This window comes from Streptomyces sp. XD-27, from assembly GCF_030553055.1.
Classification (GTDB): Bacteria; Actinomycetota; Actinomycetes; order Streptomycetales; family Streptomycetaceae; genus Streptomyces.
Map to the genome: position 1 here is coordinate 5,504,586 of NZ_CP130713.1, position 19,303 is coordinate 5,523,888.

At 72.5% G+C, this 19,303-nt stretch carries 17 protein-coding genes and 1 pseudogene; 9 read left to right on the forward strand and 9 right to left on the reverse strand.

The features are described 5' to 3' along the window. Positions 1–73: 73 nt before the first annotated feature. A complete protein-coding gene (gene lon / locus Q3Y56_RS24005) occupies positions 74–2,506 on the forward strand; it encodes an endopeptidase La (RefSeq protein WP_304463906.1) in 2,433 nt (810 codons plus the stop codon). 582 nt (positions 2,507–3,088) lie between these two features. Here lon and Q3Y56_RS24010 read toward each other — a convergent pair. Continuing rightward, positions 3,089–3,577, reverse strand: coding sequence for a peptidase inhibitor family I36 protein (locus tag Q3Y56_RS24010; protein ID WP_304463907.1), 489 nt, complete (start codon positions 3,575–3,577; stop codon positions 3,089–3,091). A gap of 273 nt (positions 3,578–3,850) precedes the next feature. On the opposite strand from Q3Y56_RS24010, the gene Q3Y56_RS24015 reads away from it, so the two are divergent. Next, positions 3,851–4,405: an NAD(P)H-dependent oxidoreductase gene (locus Q3Y56_RS24015; protein WP_304463908.1), complete on the forward strand. Its 555-nt coding sequence runs from the start codon at positions 3,851–3,853 to the stop codon at positions 4,403–4,405. Positions 4,406–4,641: 236 nt separating this feature from the next. Here the strand turns inward: Q3Y56_RS24015 and Q3Y56_RS24020 are convergent, their stop codons facing one another. Both Q3Y56_RS24020 and Q3Y56_RS24025 read right to left on the reverse strand, forming a co-directional pair. Then, positions 4,642–5,058: a TetR/AcrR family transcriptional regulator gene (locus Q3Y56_RS24020; protein WP_304463909.1), complete on the reverse strand. Its 417-nt coding sequence runs from the start codon at positions 5,056–5,058 to the stop codon at positions 4,642–4,644. 106 nt (positions 5,059–5,164) lie between these two features. After that, a complete protein-coding gene (locus Q3Y56_RS24025) occupies positions 5,165–6,016 on the reverse strand; it encodes a lysozyme (RefSeq protein ID WP_304463910.1) in 852 nt (283 codons plus the stop codon). Between the two features lie 213 nt (positions 6,017–6,229). Between Q3Y56_RS24025 and Q3Y56_RS24030 the strand changes: the two genes are divergently transcribed. Next, on the forward strand, positions 6,230–6,730 hold the full coding sequence (locus Q3Y56_RS24030; RefSeq protein ID WP_304463911.1) for a MarR family winged helix-turn-helix transcriptional regulator: 501 nt from the start codon (positions 6,230–6,232) through the stop codon (positions 6,728–6,730). An 84-nt stretch (positions 6,731–6,814) separates the two neighbouring features. Here Q3Y56_RS24030 and Q3Y56_RS24035 read toward each other — a convergent pair whose 3' ends face one another. Beyond that, complete coding sequence (locus Q3Y56_RS24035) at positions 6,815–7,585, reverse strand: protein phosphatase 2C domain-containing protein (RefSeq protein WP_304463912.1); 771 nt, start codon at positions 7,583–7,585, stop codon at positions 6,815–6,817. Positions 7,586–8,020: 435 nt separating this feature from the next. On the opposite strand from Q3Y56_RS24035, the gene Q3Y56_RS24040 reads away from it, so the two are divergent. The 5 genes and pseudogenes from Q3Y56_RS24040 (at position 8,021) to Q3Y56_RS24060 (ending at position 14,210) form a co-directional block, all read left to right on the forward strand. After that, positions 8,021–11,356: a nitrate- and nitrite sensing domain-containing protein gene (locus Q3Y56_RS24040; protein WP_304463913.1), complete on the forward strand. Its 3,336-nt coding sequence runs from the start codon at positions 8,021–8,023 to the stop codon at positions 11,354–11,356. Next, positions 11,353–11,841 carry a roadblock/LC7 domain-containing protein gene (locus tag Q3Y56_RS24045; RefSeq protein ID WP_304463914.1) on the forward strand — a complete coding sequence of 163 codons (489 nt, stop codon included), beginning with the start codon at positions 11,353–11,355 and terminating at the stop codon, positions 11,839–11,841. The genes Q3Y56_RS24040 and Q3Y56_RS24045 overlap by 4 nt, the downstream gene beginning before the upstream one ends. Continuing rightward, positions 11,838–12,247: pseudogene (locus Q3Y56_RS24050) on the forward strand (DUF742 domain-containing protein). Before Q3Y56_RS24045 ends, Q3Y56_RS24050 begins: the two are co-directional and overlap by 4 nt. A 34-nt stretch (positions 12,248–12,281) precedes the next feature. Continuing rightward, positions 12,282–12,887, forward strand: a complete 606-nt coding sequence (locus Q3Y56_RS24055; protein WP_304465768.1) for an ATP/GTP-binding protein — start codon at positions 12,282–12,284, stop codon at positions 12,885–12,887. 75 nt (positions 12,888–12,962) lie between these two features. After that, positions 12,963–14,210, forward strand: a complete 1,248-nt coding sequence (locus tag Q3Y56_RS24060; RefSeq protein WP_304463915.1) for a styrene monooxygenase/indole monooxygenase family protein — start codon at positions 12,963–12,965, stop codon at positions 14,208–14,210. Here the strand turns inward: Q3Y56_RS24060 and Q3Y56_RS24065 are convergent. The 5 genes from Q3Y56_RS24065 to Q3Y56_RS24085 form a co-directional block, all read right to left on the reverse strand. Beyond that, positions 14,188–14,868: an NlpC/P60 family protein gene (locus Q3Y56_RS24065; protein ID WP_304465769.1), complete on the reverse strand. Its 681-nt coding sequence runs from the start codon at positions 14,866–14,868 to the stop codon at positions 14,188–14,190. The two genes, Q3Y56_RS24060 and Q3Y56_RS24065, sit on opposite strands and share 23 nt — an antisense overlap. A 140-nt stretch (positions 14,869–15,008) precedes the next feature. Next, on the reverse strand, positions 15,009–15,581 hold the full coding sequence (locus Q3Y56_RS24070; protein WP_304463916.1) for a hypothetical protein: 573 nt from the start codon (positions 15,579–15,581) through the stop codon (positions 15,009–15,011). Between the two features lie 107 nt (positions 15,582–15,688). Continuing rightward, positions 15,689–16,075 carry a hypothetical protein gene (locus tag Q3Y56_RS24075; protein WP_304463917.1) on the reverse strand — a complete coding sequence of 129 codons (387 nt, stop codon included), beginning with the start codon at positions 16,073–16,075 and terminating at the stop codon, positions 15,689–15,691. 4 nt (positions 16,076–16,079) lie between these two features. Then, entirely contained in the window at positions 16,080–16,934 is an 855-nt protein-coding gene (locus tag Q3Y56_RS24080) for a TetR/AcrR family transcriptional regulator (protein WP_304463918.1), read from the reverse strand. Between the two features lie 114 nt (positions 16,935–17,048). Then, positions 17,049–17,978: a diiron oxygenase gene (locus Q3Y56_RS24085; RefSeq protein ID WP_304463919.1), complete on the reverse strand. Its 930-nt coding sequence runs from the start codon at positions 17,976–17,978 to the stop codon at positions 17,049–17,051. 189 nt (positions 17,979–18,167) lie between these two features. Here Q3Y56_RS24085 and Q3Y56_RS24090 point away from each other — a divergent pair, with 189 nt between their 5' ends. After that, the gene (locus Q3Y56_RS24090; RefSeq protein WP_304463920.1) at positions 18,168–19,277 is read left to right on the forward strand and encodes a ferritin-like domain-containing protein; all 1,110 of its coding nucleotides are present in this window, start codon (positions 18,168–18,170) and stop codon (positions 19,275–19,277) included. Positions 19,278–19,303 lie beyond the last annotated feature (26 nt).

The following is a 19,303-nucleotide window of genomic DNA, read 5'->3' on the forward strand; positions in this document are numbered from 1 at the left end:
ACCGCAGGGGAACATCGGCGGCAGTCCATGCATTGAGTCGGCATAGCTCAACTTGCCTGCCGAAGGGGAGATCATGGCTTCGCTGTCCACACCGCTCACCCTGCCTGTGCTGCCGCTCGACGACGAGGTCGTGCTTCCCGGCATGGTGGTGCCCCTGGACCTGTCCGACAACGAGGTGCGCGCCGCCGTCGAGGCCGCGCAGGCCGCCGCCCGTGACGGAGGGGGTAAGCCGCGGGTGCTCCTGGTGCCCCGGATCGACGGCACGTACGCCGCGCTGGGCACGCTCGGCACGGTCGAGCAGGTGGGCCGGCTCTCCGACGGCGACCCGGGCGCACTCATCCGCGGCGTGCGCCGGGTGCGGATCGGCGCCGGCACCACCGGGCCCGGCGCCGCGCTGTGGGTGGAGGGCACCCCGGTCGAGGAGATCGTCCCCGACCCCCTTCCCGGCTCGGTCACCGAGCTGATGAACCAGTACAAGGCCCTGGCCACCAGCTGGCTGCGCAAGCGCGGCGCCTGGCAGGTCGTGGACCGCGTGCAGCAGCTCGACGACGTCGCCCAGCTCGCCGACAACTCCGGCTACTCGCCGTTCCTGACCCTCGCCCAGCGCGTCGAGCTGCTGGAGACCGCGGATCCCGTCGCCCGGCTCAAGCTCGCCGTCACCTGGCTCAGCGACCACCTCGCCGAGCAGGACGTCGCCGAGTCCATCGCCAAGGACGTCCAGGAGGGCGTGGACAAGCAGCAGCGCGAGTTCCTGCTCCGCCGCCAGCTGGAGGCCGTGCGCAAGGAACTGGCCGAGCTCAACGGCGAGCCGGAGGACGAGGCCGACGACTACCGGGCCCGGGTGGAGGCCGCCGACCTGCCCGAGAAGGTGCGGGAGGCCGCCCTCAAGGAGGTCGACAAGCTGGAGCGGGCCAGCGACCAGAGCCCGGAGGGCGGCTGGATCCGCACCTGGCTGGACACCGTGCTGGAGCTGCCCTGGAACGAGCACACCGAGGACGCGTACGACATCCAGGGCGCCAAGGCCGTCCTCGACGCCGACCACGCGGGCCTGGAGGACGTCAAGGAGCGGATCACCGAGTACCTGGCCGTGCGCAAGCGGCGCGCAGACCGGGGGCTCGGCGTGGTCGGCGGCCGCCGCGGCGGCGCCGTCCTGGCCCTCGTCGGGCCGCCCGGCGTCGGCAAGACCTCCCTCGGGGAGAGCGTGGCCCGCGCCATGGGCCGGAAGTTCGTCCGGGTGGCGCTCGGCGGCGTACGCGACGAGGCGGAGATCCGCGGCCACCGGCGCACCTACGTCGGCGCCCTGCCCGGCCGCATCGTCCGGGCGGTCAAGGAGGCCGGCTCCATGAACCCGGTCATCCTGCTCGACGAGATCGACAAGGTCGGCTCCGACTTCCGGGGCGACCCGGCCGCCGCGCTGCTGGAGGTGCTCGACCCGGCGCAGAACCACACCTTCCGGGACCACTACCTGGAGGTGGAGCTCGACCTGTCCGATGTGGTCTTCCTCGCCACCGCCAACGTGCTGGAGGCCATCCCCGAGGCGCTGCTGGACCGCATGGAACTGGTGCGCCTCGACGGCTACACCGAGGACGAGAAGGTCACCATCGCCCGCGACCACCTGCTCCCGCGCCAGCTGGAGCGGGCCGGCCTGGAGCGAGGCGAGGTGGTCGTGGACGACGCCGCGCTACGCAAGCTGGCGGGCGAATACACCCGCGAGGCGGGCGTACGGACCCTGGAGCGCGCCATCGCGCGGCTGCTGCGCAAGGTGGCCGCCCAGCACGAACTGGGCGAGCGCGAGCTGCCCTTCACCATCGGCGTGCCGGAGCTGCGCCCGCTGATCGGGCGCCCCCACCACACGCCCGAGTCCGCCCAGGACCCGGCCGAGCGGCGCACCGCCGTCCCCGGCGTGGCCACCGGGCTCGCGGTCACCGGCGCGGGCGGCGACGTCCTGTTCGTCGAGGCGTCGCTGGCCGACCCGGAGACGGGCGGCGCGGGGCTGGCCCTCACCGGCCAGCTGGGCGATGTGATGAAGGAGTCGGCGCAGATCGCGCTGTCCTTCCTCCGCTCCCACGGCGCGGAGTTGGAGCTGCCGGTGGGCGACCTCAAGGAGCGCGGCGTCCACCTGCACGTCCCGGCGGGCGCGGTCCCCAAGGACGGCCCGAGCGCGGGCATCACGATGACGACCGCGCTGGCGTCGCTGCTGTCGGGCCGCCAGGTCCGCCCGGACGTCGCCATGACCGGCGAGGTCTCGCTGACCGGCCGGGTCCTGCCGATCGGCGGCGTCAAGCAGAAGCTGCTGGCCGCGCACCGGGCCGGGATCACCACGGTGATCATCCCCAAGCGGAACGAGCCGGACCTGGACGACGTTCCGGAGGAGGTGCTGGAGAAGCTGGAGGTGCACCCGGTCTCCGACGTCCGCAAGGTCCTGGAACTGGCGCTCCAGCCCGCGACGGCCGACGCGGTGTCCGACGCGGCGGACGGCGGGCGCGTGTCGATGGCGGCGGTATAGGCGGGATGCGACGACACGCACTGACCGGGTGGGGGCGCCCGACCGGCGCCCCCACCCGCCTCACACGCCCCCGAGCGGCGCCTACTTGCACAATGTACGTGCCCTTTGACGGCGAGCCGAGCTCGACCTGTCCGTTGGAACCGTCCTTGATGATCATTCCCCAGAAGTTCTTGGTGAACTCCTCGGACAGGGCCGTGCCCTCCGGCAACTGGCCGAAGCCGAGACGCCATCGCTTCACGGCGGTTTTACCGGCCGTCATGGTGATGTCGTAGGGGTAGATCCACTTATGGGTTTTCCAGTCCTCCCAGGGATCCTGGACCAGCTTGTAGGTGACCGTGAGATTCTTCTTCTCCACGGTGAAGTTGACCTTGGCCTCCGGGGAATGCGTGGAGCCCTTCACGGCCTTGGCGGACACGGTGTGGCTGCCGAGCGGCCAGCCCTTCTCGGGAGTGAACGTCCACTTTTCGCCGACCACCGGGGGCGAGCCCAGCGTGGTGCCGCCCTCGGTGACCTCGACCTTCTCGGCGTTGAAGGCGAGGCCCTCGACAGGGGTTCTGGCGTCCACGACCGCGCCATCTCTGGCTAGAGCTCCGCCTTCTCGACCTTGGCGCCCGCCGTGCCGCTGACGGGCTGTCGGCGGTTCGTGGTGTGGGCGTCGGGTTGGGGTTCGGCGATGACCGGAATCGGCACGGGCTCGTTGTGGGCGAGGGCGGACTGGGCCTGGTCGTTCCAGGTGCCGTTGGGGCTTCCGGTCAGCGGGTATTTCGTCAGGTCGTCGATGGCGGCGCCGGCCTTGATGGGCAGTTGGTCGCCGCGTTGGTCGATCTTCGAGAAGAGCTTGGTGTCCTTGCTCGTGTTGTTGACGACGGCGCTCACCCCGTCACCGCTGTGGTCGAAGCCGTATTCGCTGAAGTTGTTCGCCGCCGCGTCGGGCGGAATGACGAGGATGTCTCTCCGGTCGCCCGATGTGTTGAATTGGGCATCGGCGTACAGGCAGAGATGGCCGCTGGGGCACTTGTCCTTTCCCTGGCCCTGGATGACCTTCGGCTTGGCGCTCTCGTTCGGCGGCACGATTGTCCCTTCGGCATATTCATGGGGTGGGTGGTTCCAGAGGAGCAGGGGGAGTCGGGGCGGGCAATCCGAGTGGGCCGTCCGGGTCGCGCCGTCCCTGGAGCGCGGGCCGCGCCGTCCTTGGCCGGTTGGGCGCGTAGCCGTCCGAGCGGCGGCAGTTGACACCCAGACAGGCCTGTCTGGTAGCTTCGCGCCACGGAAGTAGACAGACCTGTCTGGTCAATGTGCCGGCCGCACCGGCAGGACCGGCCACACCGGCAAGAGGAGAGCTTCGTGTCCACCCTGGTCGTACTCGCCCACCCCGACCTCGCCGCGTCGCGGATCAACGCCGCCCTGGCCAAGACCGCCGAGGGCGTCGAGGGCGTGACGCTCCACGATCTGTACGCCGCCTATCCCGACGGACGCATCGACGTCGCCCACGAGCAGCGGCTGCTGGTGGAGCACGACCGGATCGTGCTCCAGTTCCCCTTCTACTGGTACTCGGGCACGCCGCTGCTCAAGCAGTGGCTCGACGAGGTCTTCGCGTACGGGTTCGCGTACGGCTCGAAGGGCACCGCGCTGCACGGGAAGTCGCTGCGGGTGGCGACCTCGGCGGGCGCCCCGGAGGCCGCGTACCGGCCCGACGGGTTCAAGCGCTTCGCCGTTGCCGAGCTGCTGCGGCCCTTCGACGCCACCGCCCACTTCAGCGGCATGCCTTACGAGGAGCCCCTGGTCGTCTACGGCACCCACGAGCTCGATGACGCGGGGCTCGCCGCGCACCAGGAGCGCTACCGCGCGCTGCTGCTGGGGTCCGAGGCGGCGGAGGACCCGGCCGTGGCCGTCGCCTGAGCGCGCCCGGTCAGCCGCTCGCCCGCTGCCCGGCCCGCCGTCCCGACGCCGCCACCGGCGTCAGGCGCGGGCCGGGCACGCCTGTTCCACCAGGCCGCGCGCGGCCTCGCGGGCGGCCTGGGCGATGGCGGGCACCGGCTCGAGGGCCGCCGCCGCCATGCAGCCGTCGATGAGGACGGAGAGCTGGCACGCGAGCAGTTCCGGGTCGGTCGCCCCGGCCGCCGTGGCGAGCCCGGTCAGCCACGCGCGGACCGCCTGCTTGTGCTCGACCGTCGCGGTGTGGGGGCGGTGGCCGGGGCTGTCTCGCCGGCGGTGTTGGTGAACGCGCAGCCGCGGAAGCCGTCGCGGACGGTCGTCTCGTGCAGCGCGTCGAAGACCCCGACGAGCTGCTCGCGCGGGGCCTGACCGGCGGCCGTCGCCGCGTCCCGCAGCGCGCCGCGCCAGTGCTCGTCCGCGACCCTGAGATACGCGACGACCAGGTCGTCCTTCGAACGGAAGTGGGCGTACAGCGTCGCCTTGGCCACGCCGGACTCGGCGATGATCCGGTCGACGCCGACGGCGCGCACCCCGTGGGCGTTGAACAGCTCGGTGGCGGTGGACAGGATGCGCTCGCGGGCGGAGGGCCGGGCGGATCGCGCGCTGCTCGTGCTCATGCCCTCCAGCGTAGCGACAGAAGACAGACCTGTCCGTACGCCGGAGGGCGGAGGCTGAGAGGCTGAGTCACGGAGCGATCGGCTGTCGACGATCGGTCGGCGACGGTCAGCCGTTGGCGAGGGCCTGGAGCCGGTCGTAGGCGCCGTTGAAGCGGTTGTGGTCACCGACGATCGGGCCGCTGGAGGTGTACTGCCAGATCGTGTGGAAGGACCAGCCCGCCGGGAGCTCGCCCACGGACGAGCCGTAGCGCGGGACCCACAGCGGATTGACGCTGCCGAAGGCGGAGCTGTTGCCCGTGCAGGTCTTCCACCAGTTGGTGGACGTATAGATCACCGGGTCGCGGCCGGTGCGGGACCTGTAGGTGCTGGTGAAGTCCTTGATCCAGCTGACCATGGCGCTCTGGCTCTTGCCGTAGCAGGACGAGCCGTAGGGGTTGTACTCGATGTCGAGCGCGCCCGGCAGCGTCTTGCCGTCCCGCGACCAGCCGCCGCCGCTGCTGACGAAGTAATTGGCCTGGGTGGCGCCGCTGGAGACGTCGGGCAGCGCGAAGTGGTACGACCCGCGGATCATGCCGACGTTGTACGAACCGGTGTACTGCTGAGTGAAGTACGGGTTCTTGTACGTCGTGCCTTCCGTCGCCTTGACGTAGGCGAAGCGGACGCCGCTGCTCCACAGGCTCGACCAGGCGACGTTCCCCTGGTGGCTGCTGACGTCGACGCCTTCGACGGACGCGAGGGAGGGCGGGTCGTCCGCCAGGCCGCCGGGGGTGATGGCGCCGCCCTCGTGCTTGAGGATCTGGGAGCCCGCCCAGTGGTCGTCACCGGGGCGGGGGGAGGGGTGCCGGTCGGCGGCCGATGCCGTACCGGACAGTGCGGCGGTCATGGCGAGGAGTGCGGCGAGTGCGCAGGCGATCGCGGTCGGCGTGGGCCGGAGCGATCCGGGTCTGTGAGCAGGCATGGCGTGCCTCCGAGAGCCTCGGGGTGGGGGAGAGGGGGGGAGCACATGTCGTTGGTGTGGCCATGTCATATCGACGCTACGGGCGTAGACCGCCCCGCGATAGGGGCCCGGGTGCTGCCGTTGGTCTAATCCTGCGAAATACTGTCGGAGCTGCGGCGACGGGCGCGGCTGAAAGAAAGTTTCATCCAGATGAAAATCCGGAGAGGCGCTGACGTGCACAATACCGGGGCCGAGCCGCCCGCGAACGGGGCTTCCGACGCCGAGGGTGCGACGGGTGTGGATCAGGCGTTCCTGGCGCTCGAACGCGAATTGGCCGTCTTTCTCCGCCGGGCCCGTGCCACCTCCGGGGAAATGGCCCGCGAGATGCACCCGGACCTGGAGCCCGCGGCGTACGGGCTGCTGGTGCGGTTGGCGGACGCCGGGCGGCAGCGGGCGACGGACCTGGCGGGCTACTTCGGCGTCGGCAAGGCGACGATGAGCCGCCAACTGCGCGCCCTGGAGATGCTGGGACTGGTGACGCGGGCTCAGGATCCGGCCGACGGGCGCGCCTTCCTGGTGCAGCTGACCGACGAGGGCAGGGAGCGGTTCCGCCGGGTGCGCAGCGCCCGCCGGGCGCAGTACGCACGCCGGCTCGCGGGATGGGAGCGCGGCGAGGTCGCCGAACTGGCCCGGCTGCTGCACCGGCTGAATGGCGCGCAGGAGGCCGAGGAGTAATGCGCGCCGCTCGCGGATTTGCCGGCTCACCCGATCATTACGCCACACACATACGATAGGACCCGGGATCCCCGGCGCCTTTTCTCAGAGTTCCGCGAGAATCGCCGCCGCGTCGTCGTGCACCTTCCCGTACGGAGCCCCCGCCAGCTCGGGGTCCGCGTCCTCGGCCGCCCGTACCCGGTCGATCAGCCCCCGCGGCCCGTCCTTGCGCAGTACGGCGAACGCGTCCGTCCAGTCGCCCTCGCGGAACACCTCCACCCACCGCGTGGCCCCGTCCGTGAGCGCCGCCAGGGCGCGGACCTCCGCACGCGGGACGGCGCCGGTGACCGCCTTGGCCGCGACGGCGGGGTCGGCGGCCGCCGTGAAGAAGCCGTCCGGCGCGTTGCGCAGCGGGGCCAGCCGGTGGCCTGCTGCGCGCAGCCGGTCGATCCGGTCGTCCAGTACGGCGGTGACGGCTCCGTCGGCACCCTCGATGAGCAGGACGGAGTCGGACAGTACGAGGTACTCGACGCGGTCGTCGTCCCAGCGGGCCGCGACGACGGTGGCCTGCGGAGTGCGTGCGTGAGAAAGGTCACAGGTTTGACAATGCGCGTCGGCGGTTCGTTCGATCGCCGCCGTGAGGCATTCTGCCAGCGACATATCCCGGCGCGAACCGGACAGTTCCAGAACGGCCCCGCCGAGCCGGGCGGTGAACCATGGGACGCCATGGACGCAGCCGTCGTCGCCCTCGGGCGGAGTCACCCCGTCCAGGAGTACCAGGGCTCCACCCTGCCCCGACGCTGGTAGCGCTACTGACGCGTAGTCCTCGTTGGGTCGTTGGGGATCCCCGGGGTCGGTCGCGAGTTCGATGCGCATTCGGCCAGTCTGCCGGACCGCGGCGCGCGGCGGCCGGTTCGGAGTCTCGAACGCCGAGAGGTCCGGCGCAGAGCACCAGATGTCGGATTGCGGCCGGAATTGACGCTTCCGTGCAGTTGCGTGTGCGCATACTGCCAGGACCGGGAAGTGTTTTCCAACTGCGGGGTGGTTTCGGGCCCGTGCAGACGACAAGCGGAAGTTGATGGTCAACTTCGCAATGATGTTCACTCGTTCAGGTGGCCGGGCAAGTGTTGCGCGTCCGCCTCACAGACGTACTGGAATGGTCGGATTCCGTGCCATGGGGTGAGGTCAGGCAATTGTTGAACCGCCGTCACCTCCTGGTCTCCCAGTGGGTAGGGCGAGAAAAGATTGTGAGCACCGGTGCGGAAGAAGCGGCTTCGGGGCAGCAACAGCGAGCACAGCACACAGGGCGAAATGCGCGAGCAGGACGCCGCACGCGGCGATAGCCGCACCTCGGACGCACCTCGGCGCCGGACCGCCCGCGTCCGCAACCGGCTGGTCATCTCCGTCGCGGTCGTCGCCATCGCCATCGCCGGGGCCGGCGCCCCCGGCATCGCCGCGGCCATCGACGACACCCACGACTCGCAGCGGCTCGTCGACCTCGCCGGGACCAACCGCGAGGCCGTCGTCCTCGCCCACTCCCTCGCCGACGAACGCGACGCCATGACGGGGTTCGTGGCCGCCGGGCGCACCACCGCCTCCGGCGCCGGGGTCTCCGAGGACCAGCGGGCCCGCGTCGACCGCCAGATCACCGAGCTGCGCCCCGACGCGCCCGGCTCGGTCCGCCGACTCCTGGACTCGCTCCCCGAGCTGCGGCAGCGCGCCCTCACCGGCCATGGCTCGGCCCTGGACGTGTACCAGGACTACACCGCGACCATCCAGGCGCTCCAGGGCCTCGCCGAGACCCTGGCCCGCCGGCTGCCCGAGCGCGCCGACACCGGCAGCGCCGGCGCGCTCGCCACCCTCGGCCGCGCCACCGAGCAGGCGTCCGCCAGCCGCGGCCTGCTGCTCGGCGCGCTCACCGCCGACGGCGGCCGGTCGGCCCTGGTCGCCGCCGCGCAGCGGACGAACGTCCGCGAGCAGTCCGCCGTCGCCGACTTCAGCCAGCTCGCCCCGGCCGCCGTACGCGAGCGCTACACCAGCACCGTCAACGGCACCGAGGTCACCACCGCCGAGCGGTACCTGGGCCGGCTCACGGACAGCCCGCATCTCTCGGCCAACGACCTGCTGCTGGACAAGGGCCACGTCGAGGCGGCCCTGACCGCCCGGATCGACCGGATGCGCGGCGTGGAGTCGGCGCTGGCCACCGCGGAGGTGGCCCGGCTGGAGGAGCTGCGCGACGAGGACGTCACCGCCCTGGAGATCCGCTTCGGGCTGCTGGGCCTGTGCCTGCTGCTCGCCCTCGGCGCCGGCATCTCCGGCGCCCGGTCCATGACGCGCCCACTGGCCGTACTCCGGCTCGGTACGCAGCGGATCTCCCAGGACCCGGTGGCGCAGGAGCCGATCACCTACCGGGGCCGGAACGACGAGTTCGCGGCCACCGTCGACGGCGTCAACGAGCTCCAGCGGTCCGCGCGCCGCGCGCACGAGCGCGCCGCCAAGCTCGACACCGACCGCACCCGGCTGGTCGAAGAGCGCCGCCGACTGGCAGACGAGCGTGCCGACCTGCGCCGCGAGCGGGACGACCTGCGCGCCGAGCGGGACGACGCGCACGCCGAGCGGGACGCGGTTGCCGCCCGGCTGGAGGGCCTGCGGGCCCGGGTCCACGGCAGCTTCGTCAGCCTCGCGCTGCGCAACCTGGGCCTGATCGAGCGGCAGCTCGCCGTCATCGAGGGCCTGGAGGAGCGCGAGACGGACCCGGACCGCCTCGAGACCCTCTTCCAGCTCGACCACCTCGCCACCGGCATGCGCCGCTACAGCGAGAACCTCCTGGTGATCGCGGGCTCGGAGAACAAGGCCACGCACCAGGGGCCGGTCCCGCTGCTGGACGTGCTCCGCGCCGCCATCAGCGAGGTCGAGCGGTACGACCGGGTGCGGATCCAGTCCCTGCCGCCGCAGTCCTACGTCGCCGGGTACGCGGCCGACAGCGTCAGCCACCTGGTCGCCGAGCTGCTGGAGAACGCCACGGCCTTCTCCCCGCCCGAGGCCCCGGTCGAGGTCTCCGCCTGGCTGGTGGACAACGGCGAGCTGATGCTCTCCGTCCAGGACGAGGGCATCGGGATGACCCCCGACCGCTTCGAGGAGCTGAACAACCGGCTGGCCGAGCCGGTGCCGGACTACTGCCAGGGCCCCAACGCGGAGGACCCGCTGGGCCTGGGGCTGTACGTGGTGACCAGGCTGGCCGCCCGGCACGGCGTCCGCGTCCAGCTGCGCGAGCAGCCGCAGGGCGGCGTCGCGGCCGTGGTGATCCTGCCAGCGAACATCCTGCCGGCGTCGCCGACCGAGGCGGTGCCGGGGGAGGCCCCGGCGGCCCCGGCCCCAGCCGAGGGAACCTCCGGCGCGGGGGCCTCCGGCGTGGCCCTGGGCTTCCCCGGCCAGGCCGCCGAGGCCAACTCCCACACGCTGCCCGGCCGGGACCGCGCGGCCGCGGCCGGGTCGGTACGGGGCGGCCTCGGGCACGACGCCGAGGAGACGGCCAGGATCGGCGGCCACGCACTCCCCGACGACGGCCTCCCCCTGGCCCGCGATCCGCTGTACACGGGCGAGGCCGCCCCGGACGGGCCGGACTTCGACACGGACGAGTTGGACTTCGTCGCGGACGAGCCGGGCTTCGGCACGGACGAGCCGGACTTCGTCCCGGACATCGAGGTGGACGTCGCGCCGGGCGTGGACCCGCTGGTCGCCGCCGCCGAACGCACCATCCAGCTCGCGGCCATCCGCGGCGACCTCAAGCCGACGCGGCACCCGGACAGCGACCCGGCCCCGGGCCGGGAGGCGCACCCCGGCGACGGCCCGGCAGGCACCGGACCCCAGCAGGACGGCCCGCACCACGAGCCCACCGCCGCAACCGACGGGCCGGACACCGCCGTCGCGGCGCACGCCGATGCGCTGGACGCGTCGTACGCCGACGCCGCCCCGGCGGGCACCGATGCGCTGGACGCCGGGGGTACCTCCCACGCCCTCAAGGCTGTGGGGGAGTACGCCGACGAGGTCCTGATGGACGGCGGCGTGCCCGAGGCGCCGTACTCGGCCGGTGCCGACGAGCGGGCCGGTGCGACCCCCACCAGTGGCGGTGTGCCGCTCGGCGGTGCGCCGGCCCCCGGGCACGCGTGGGCCACCGGCACCGCACCGGAGCTCGGACCGGAGCACGGAGTGGACGGCGTGGGCGGGGCCGGTGCCGCGACGCCCGACGGGCCCACGGCCGGGCCCGCCGCCGGGTTCATGGCCGAGCCGCCCGTGTCCGACGGGACTCCCGCCAGGGGCGTCGCCTGGCGGTCGGCGCCCGCCCCCGCTGGGGGCGGCGGGGCGCCGGACGGGCCGGCGGACACCGGCCCGGTCTCCGAACGGCCGCTCACCGGCAAGGGTCTGCCCAAGCGCACCCCGAAGACGGTGTCCCGGCCCGCACCCGCCGCGCGGCACAGGGCCCGCGGCGTCGACGCCGACGAACTGCGCCGCAGGCTGGGCGGGTTCCAGCAGGGTGCGCGGGACGGCCGGCGCGACGCCGCGGCGGAGATCGTGGAACAGAGCGGCCCGCAAGGACCGACGGGGGTTCAGGAGGAGGGTGGCACTGTTGAGGAGGCACGCGATTGAACGCGCCCAGTAGTACCTATGGACTGAGTACCGAAGCCCGCAATCTGCATTGGCTGCTCGCCAATCTGGTGGAGGAGGTGCCGGGCGTCCGTTCGGTGGCTGTGGTCTCGTCCGACGGCCTGCTGCTGCTCTCCTCCGACCCCCAGGCCAGGGCGTCCGCGGTCGGCGACCCGACGGCCCAGGACGGGCCGAAAGGTTCCAGCGCCGACCTGGCCACCATCGTCTCGGGCCTGGGCAGCCTGACCCTCGGCGCCTCCCAGCTGATGGACGGCGGCGGGGTGAAGCAGACCATGGTCGCCATGGACGAGGGCAGTCTCTTCGTCATGTCGATCAGCGACGGCTCGCTGCTGGGCGTGCACGCCACCCCGGACTGCGACATGAGCGTGATCGCCTACCACATGGCGCTCTTCGTCGGCCGGGCCGGGCATGTGCTCACCCCCGAACTCCGGAGCGAACTGCGCAGATCGCTGGAGTCGGGGCAGTGACCGCGAGTCCGGGCCTGCCGATACGCGGCGCGCTCGGCCGCAAGCCGGCACGGGTGCGCCCGTATTCGCTCACCGGCGGCCGCACCCGGTTCGGCCATGTGCTGCTGGTGGAGACCTTCGTGGCCGCGCTGGACGGTCCCCCCGACGACCTTCGGGGCCGGCGGCCGGCCGGGGGCGCGGCCCGCGGGTACTGCCCGAGATCCGGGCCATCGTCCAGCTGTGCCGCCGGATGCGTTCGGTCGCCGAGATCTCCGCGCTGCTCAGGATCCCGCTGGGTGTGGTGCGGGTCCTGCTCAGCGACCTGGCGGACCAGGGAAAGATACGCGTCTACGGCACCGGGCGGGGCCCGGGGCAGCCGGACCGCGCACTGCTCGAAAGGGTGCTCGTTGGACTTCGCGGACTCTGAGGCGAACGGCACGACAACCACGACCGGCGCGGCGGTGGCCGCGGAGCCGGACGCCGAAGAGGGGCTCCAGGACTGGCAGACGGACCGTTCGCGCGCGCCGATCGCCGTCAAGATCGTCGTCGCGGGCGGCTTCGGTGTCGGCAAGACGACCCTGGTCGGCTCGGTCTCGGAGATCACTCCGCTCCGGACCGAGGCGCTGATGACGCAGGCGAGCGAGGACGTCGACGACACCGCCGCGATCCCGGGGAAGCTGACCACGACCGTCGCGATGGACTTCGGCCGGATCACCCTCGACTCCGACCTGGTGCTCTACCTGTTCGGCACACCGGGCCAGCAGCGGTTCTGGTTCATGTGGGACGACCTGGTGCGCGGGGCGATCGGCGCGGCGGTGATGGCCGACACCCGTCGGCTGGAGGACTGCTTCCCCGCGCTCGACTACTTCGAGAGTTGCGGACTGCCGTACGTCGTGGCGGTCAACCACTTCGAGGGGACGCCGCGTTACGAGGCGGAGGACGTGCGCGAGGCGCTGTCGGTGCCCGCGGACGTCCCCGTCATCGTCATGGACGCGCGCAGGCGGGACACCGTGATCGAGTCGCTGCTGGCCCTGGTGGGCCACGCTCTTGACCTCACGCCGGAGTGACGTAACGTCTGGCCCGCCCCTAGATGCGGAACTTCTCGTTCCTCTTGATGTCCTGAGCTGGAAGGCGTTGTCGTCATGCGGAAGATACTCATCGTCGGAGCCGGGCAGTCCGGTCTCCAACTCGCCCTCGGCCTCCAGGCCCGGGGCTACGAGATCACCCTGATGTCCAACCGCACGGCCGACGAGATCCGTACCGGTCGGGTGATGTCGACCCAGTGCATGTTCCCCACCGCGCTCCGGCACGAGCGGGATCTGCGGATCAACTTCTGGGAGAGCCAGGCGCCGCGGATCGAGGGGCTGGGCGTCTCCGTGGCCGGGCCGGACGGCGCCCGCGCCATCGACTGGGTGGGCCGGCTCACGGGCGGCTACGCCCAGTCCGTCGACCAGCGGCTGAAGATGGCCGGCTGGCTGGACGCCTTCACGCAGGCCGGCGGCCAGCTCGTCATCCACGGCGCCACCGTCTCCGACCTGGACTTCTTCGCGGGCCAGTACGACCTGGTGCTGGTGGCCGCGGGCAAGGGCGAACTGGTGTCGATGTTCGACCGGGACGCCGCCCGCTCCCCGTACGACAGCCCGCAGCGCGCGCTGGCCGTCTCCTATGTCCACGGGCTGGGCCCGCGCCCGGAGCACCCCGAGTTCGACGCGGTGCGCTGCAACCTGGTGCCGGGGGTCGGCGAACTGTTCATCATGCCCACCCTCACCACCTCCGGCCGCGCCGACATCCTGTTCTGGGAGGGCGTGCCCGGCGGTCCGCTCGACGTCTTCCAGGGCATCAAGGACCCGGCCGGGCACCTGGCCACGACGCTGGAGCTGATGAGGGCCTTCACGCCCTGGGAGTACGACCGGGCCACCAAGGTGGAGCTGACCGACGCGGGCGGCACCCTGGCCGGCCGCTACACCCCGACCGTACGGAACCCGATCGGCGAGCTGCCCGGCGGCGGCCTGGTGCTGGGCGTCGCGGACGTCGTCGTCGCCAACGACCCGATCACCGGGCAGGGCTCCAACTCCGCGGCCAAGTGCGCGGCCTCCTACCTCGACAGCATCGTCGAGCACGGCGACCGGCCCTTCGACGCGGACTGGATGCAGGCTGCGTTCGACCGCTACTGGGCCGCCGCCCAGCACGTCACCAAGTGGACGAACGCGATGCTGGCGCCGCCGCCGGAGCACGTGGTGGGCCTGCTCGGCGCGGCCGGTGAACTGCCGCCGGTGGCCGAGCGCTTCGCGAACGGCTTCGACGATCCGTCGGACTTCGAGGGTTTCTTCTACGAGCCGGAGAAGACGGCGGCGTACCTGGCGGAGGTCACCGCCGACCGCCCGTCCTGAGCTTGAGGGGCGAGGCCGCGGGCGGGTCCGAGGGGGCCGGGCGGGGCGTGTCCGGGTCGGGGAGCCTCTCCGGCGCGGTCTTCGCGGGCGCCGGTCTCTCGGGGGCGGGCTTCCCGGGCGCGGGCTTCGCCGGGACGGGCTTCTCGGGCGCGGGCCTGTCCGACGCCGGTTTGTCCGGCGTGGGTTGGTCGAGAGCGGGCTTCTCCGGGGTCGGCTTCTCGGGGTCCGGCCTTTGGAGCGTCGGCTTCTCGGGGTCGGGCAGGGGCTTCGCGGCGTCGTCGGGGAGGGGGCTCGCGGCGTCGTCGGGGAAGGGATTCTCGGCGCTCGGGAGGGCTGGCGCGGCATCCGGCCGCACCGCCCCCCGCAACGGGTACGTGGCCAACGGGGACGTCCGCACGCGCCCGCCCGGCCGCGGCGCCTCCACCACCGCTCCGCCGCCCGCGTACAGCGCCACGTGCGTCGCCTTGGGGTAGTAGACCACCAGGTCGCCGGGGCGCAGCTCGCTCAGCGGCACGCGCGGCAGGGTCCGCCACTGCTCCTGGCTGGTGCGCGGGATGAGGTACCCGGCCTGCCGCCACGCCTGCTGGGTCAGCCCCGAGCAGTCGAAGGCGTCGGGCCCCTCGGCGCCCCAGACGTACGGCTTGCCGATCTGCCGCATGGCGTAGCGCAGGGCCTTCGCGCCCTTTTTGGACGGCTTGCGCTCGGGCCCGGCGAGGGCCCGGGTGGCGATCAGCGCGCGTTGGGCGGCGGAGGTCTGCCGCTTCTCGCGCTTGCGCAGCGCGGCGAGTTGGTCGGTGGTCAGCGAGGCGAGCGCGCGCTCGATGTCGGCGAGCCGTTCGGTGACCTCCTCGTGCCGCTCGCGGCGCTTGTCGGCCAGATCCCGTCGCTTGTCCAGGGCCGCGTCGGCCCGCGTGGCGAGGGCGGCCGTCCGCCGCTCGCCGCGCTCCAGCCGGGCGATGACCACGGCCTGCAGGTCGGCGGCCCGGCGCAGCGCGTGGCGCTCGTAGGCGACCGTGCGCAGATCGCCGCTGAGCAGCGTGTGGACGGAGTCGGACAGGCCCCGGCGCCGCCCCGGTACTGCTGCCCGGCCAACTGCCCGGCCCGGGCCCGCTGGCCGGCGAGCGCCCGCCGGACCTCGGCGAGCCGGTGGTTCAGCCGCTCGGTCCGGGCCTGCTGCTTCTTGAGCTTCTCCTCGGTGTCGTTGTACGCCTCGGTGGCCTCCTCCGCCTTGGCGTAGAGCGTCTGGAGCCGGGTCAGCAGCTCCGCCACGGAGGGGTCGGCCGCCGCGCTCGTCGGGGGGAGGGCCACGGCGGCAGCGGCCAGGGACAGCGTGCAGACCACACGGACCGTGCGGCCGAAGCGCCGTGACACGCACACCACCTCCGGCGGGATCGCGGGGCCTCACTCAAGGGGCTCGGGAGGATCGTGACACGCATAGTCGGACTATTCGTTTATATGCGCGCGGATGGGGTGCGGGGTCACCCGTCCGGGCTGTCCGGGCGCTTCGGGCCGTCCGGGCCGCCGGTGGTGTCCGGGCCCCTCGTGGTGTCCGGGCCGTCCGGGGGGCGCGGGCCATCGGGGTCGCGCGGGCGGTCCGGCGCGCTCGGCTTGCTCCACGGCCACTTGGGGCCGCCCCACGGCTTCGCCTCCGGCGCGTACTCGTACCGCCAGCCCCGCACCAGCCCCAGCCGCTTCGACGTCGCGGCGGGTACCCGGCGGTACACGTACACCGTCGGCGGGCCGCCCTCGTCGTCCGGCACCGGGACCTCGTACGCCTTCGGAGGCTGCCCGGTCGCCCCGACCAGCACCGGCAGCACCCTGCCGTCCAGCGGGCCGCCGGTGAACAGTACGTCTTCGCTCTTCACGCCCTCAGTCTCGCGCGCCGCCGCCGGAGCCGCCCGCCCGGGTGCCCGGGGCGGCGGGGGTGGCCGCGGCGCCCGGGGCGGCGGGCGGCGCCGTCGGCGCCTGTGGCGCCTGCGGCGCGGCCGGCAGCCGGGGCGCGTCCACCAGCAGTGGCGCCAACCGGCGCACCAGCTCCCCGACCGGCCCGTCCGCCGGTTCCAGCGCGAGCGCCCGGCGTAGCACCTCGGCGGCCTGCGGTTCGGTCGCCGACGTGGCGGCCAGCAGGGCGACGAAGTGGTCGACCAGCCAGCCGCGCAGCTCAGCCGCCGGTTGCTGCTTCTGCTCGTCCAGCCAGATCAGCGAGGCGGCCTCGACCGCCGAGATCCAGGTCCGCACCATCATCCGCAGCCGGGGGCCCGGCTCGGCCACGTCCAGGTGCCGCAGGATCTGCTCGGCGGCGGCCCGCCGCACCCCGTCCACGATCGCGCTCGTACGCGAGGTCTCGGCCACGCTGCCGCCGTGCAGCAGCGCACTGAACCCGGTGTCGTGCTCGTCCACGAACGCCAGGTAGCGGTCCAGTGCGCGGGTCAGCCGCCGGCTGAGCGGACCGGTCTGCGGCTCGGCGAAGCACAGCTCCAGCTCGTCGACGGCGCTGCGCAGCGCGGCCTCGTACAACTGCTGCTTGCCGCCGGGGAAGTAGCGGTACACCAGCGGCCGGGAGGCCCCGGCGGCGGTGGCCACGTCGTCCAACGACACGTCCTCGGGCGCACGCTCGGCGAAGAGCGTGAGCGCGACGGAGATCAGCTGCGCGCGCCGCTCCTCGACACTGAGCCTGCGGTACGCGCCGCGCCGCGCGGCTGCCGGGACGCTGCCTGTCGTCATGCCAGGCAGCGTAACCGCCACCACAACGGTGGCGTGACCGGTGCATTCAGGCGCCTGCGGCACGCGTGTCCCCCCACCGGGTCGGCCTCCGGCCCGGATGTCGGCCGACGCGGGTTACGCCAGCAGCCCGGAGCTCTTCCACAGCCTGCGGCCGACGCCCCGCAGCACCCCGATGTCATCCAGGAACTCCGTGAGTCGCCGCGCGCCGGACTGCATGACCTCGCGCCGGTGCCCGCTCGCCCTGACCTGGGCCACGGCCTCCCGCCGGTCCAGGCCCACGTTCTCGTACACCTGCGGATTGACGAACGCGACGGCGAAGACCCGTGCGGCCTGGCCGGAGCTGACCCGGGTCAGCTCCGCCTCCCAGCGCGGGCAGGTGGCCATCTGGCGGCGGAGCTCCTCGCGCGCGTACCGGACATGGCGCGCCTCCTCCACCACGTGGATGCGGGTGACGCCCCGCACCAGCGGCTGGACGCGCTCGTCCGGGAACGTCAACCGCTGCATCCAGTCCAGGATCTCCTCGCCGAGCAGCGTCGCCGCGAACGAACCGGGCGTGGTCGAGACGGTCTTCAGTACGCGCGCGAGGTTGTGGTGCAGCGGCGAGACCGGGTACGTGGGCGCGCCGCCCTTCTGTATCAGCCGCGCGAACATCTTGGAGTGCCGGCACTCGTCGGCGATCTCCGTCAGCGCGTACCGCACGTGTGCGCTCGTCACGGGCCGGTCGTAGATGTGCCGTACGAGCAGCTGCATCAGGATGATCTCGAACCAGATGCCGAGCGAGGCCAGCGCGGCGGACTCGTGCCGCGCCAGGTCCAGCCGCTGCTCCTCCGACATGCGCTTCCACAGCGGGGTGTCGTACAGCGAGACCAGCTCCGGTGGCCAGAACCACTTGCCGTCCTCGAACGGGGCGTCCCAGTCCAGCTCCGTGTCGGGGTCGAAGGAGTGCTTGGCCGAGGACTCCAGCAGCCGTTCGGCCACCTGCTCGCGGTCCTTGAGCAGACCGAGCGCGTCCCGGAGCGCCGGCGGTTCGATCGTGGACGTCATGGCTGAGAACACCTCGCGGTTGGGCTGTCCGGGCCACCGATACCCGGGGTCACCCCCTTATGAGACTCTCTGTCAGCAAGCTCGTCAATCCCTTGCGCGGAATGTTGACCGTTCACACCGCGCGTGTGAGCCTGCCCGTGCCACCCGTGCGGGGACGGACCGGGATGGCAGCCAGCGAAGGAGGCGTCGGTGGGGACCGCGGAACTCTACGCACAGCAGCCCGAAGAGCCGATCTGGCAGGTGCCCGCCGCCGGGGCGGCCCGCTTCACCTGGGAGTACGACGAGCACCGCGAGCGGCTCCTGGCCCTGTACCAGAAGGGCAAGGACAAGCAGTGGGACGCGGCCAAGCGGATCGACTGGGACCTGGAGGTCGACCCGGACGATCCGCTGGGCACGCCGGACGAGTCGCTCGTCCTCCACGGCACCCCGCACTGGGCGAAGATGACGGATCGGGACAAGGCCGAGCAGCGCCGGCACTTCGCGGCCTGGCAGTTCAGCCAGTTCCTGCACGGCGAACAGGGCGCCATGGTCTGCGCCTCCCGGATCGTCGAGGCCGTCCCCGGCCTGGACGCCAAGTTCTACTCCGCCACCCAGGTCATGGACGAGGCCCGGCACGCCGAGGTCTACAGCCGCTTCCTGCACGAGAAGATCGGGATGCTCTACCCCGTCAACACCGATCTCCAGGCCCTGCTCGGCGACACCCTCCGCGACTCCCGCTGGGACATGCCCTATCTGGGCATGCAGGTGCTCATCGAGGGCCTGGCGCTCGCCGCCTTCGGCATGATCCGCGACACCACCGACAAGCCCCTGCCCAAGCAGATCCTCACGTACGTGATGCAGGACGAGGCCCGCCACGTCGCCTTCGGCCGGATGGCGCTGCGCGACTACTACCGCGAACTGTCGGACGCCGAGCGGCGCGAGCGCGAGGAGTTCGTCATCGAGGGCTGCTACCTGATGCGCGACCGGCTGCGCGGCGTCGAGGTGCTGGAGAACTTCGGCATCCCGAAGGCCGAGGCGGCGGAGTACACGGAGCGGTCGGACTTCCTGCACCTGTTCCGCAGGCTGCTGTTCAGCCGCATCGTGCCGTGCGTGAAGGACATCGGGCTGTGGGGCGAGCGCTTGCAGCGGGCGTACGTGGACATGGGCGTACTGGAGCTGGGCGACAGCAACCTGGACCTGCTGATGGCGGAGGACGAGGAGCAGGCGGAACGCCTGGACGCGGAGCGCTTCGCGGCGGAGGAGGCGGCGCGGCGGGCGGAGGTGGCGGAGACGGTGGCGGCCGGCGCCGCCGAGGATTGACCGGCTGGACCCCACGGTCGGCCGGA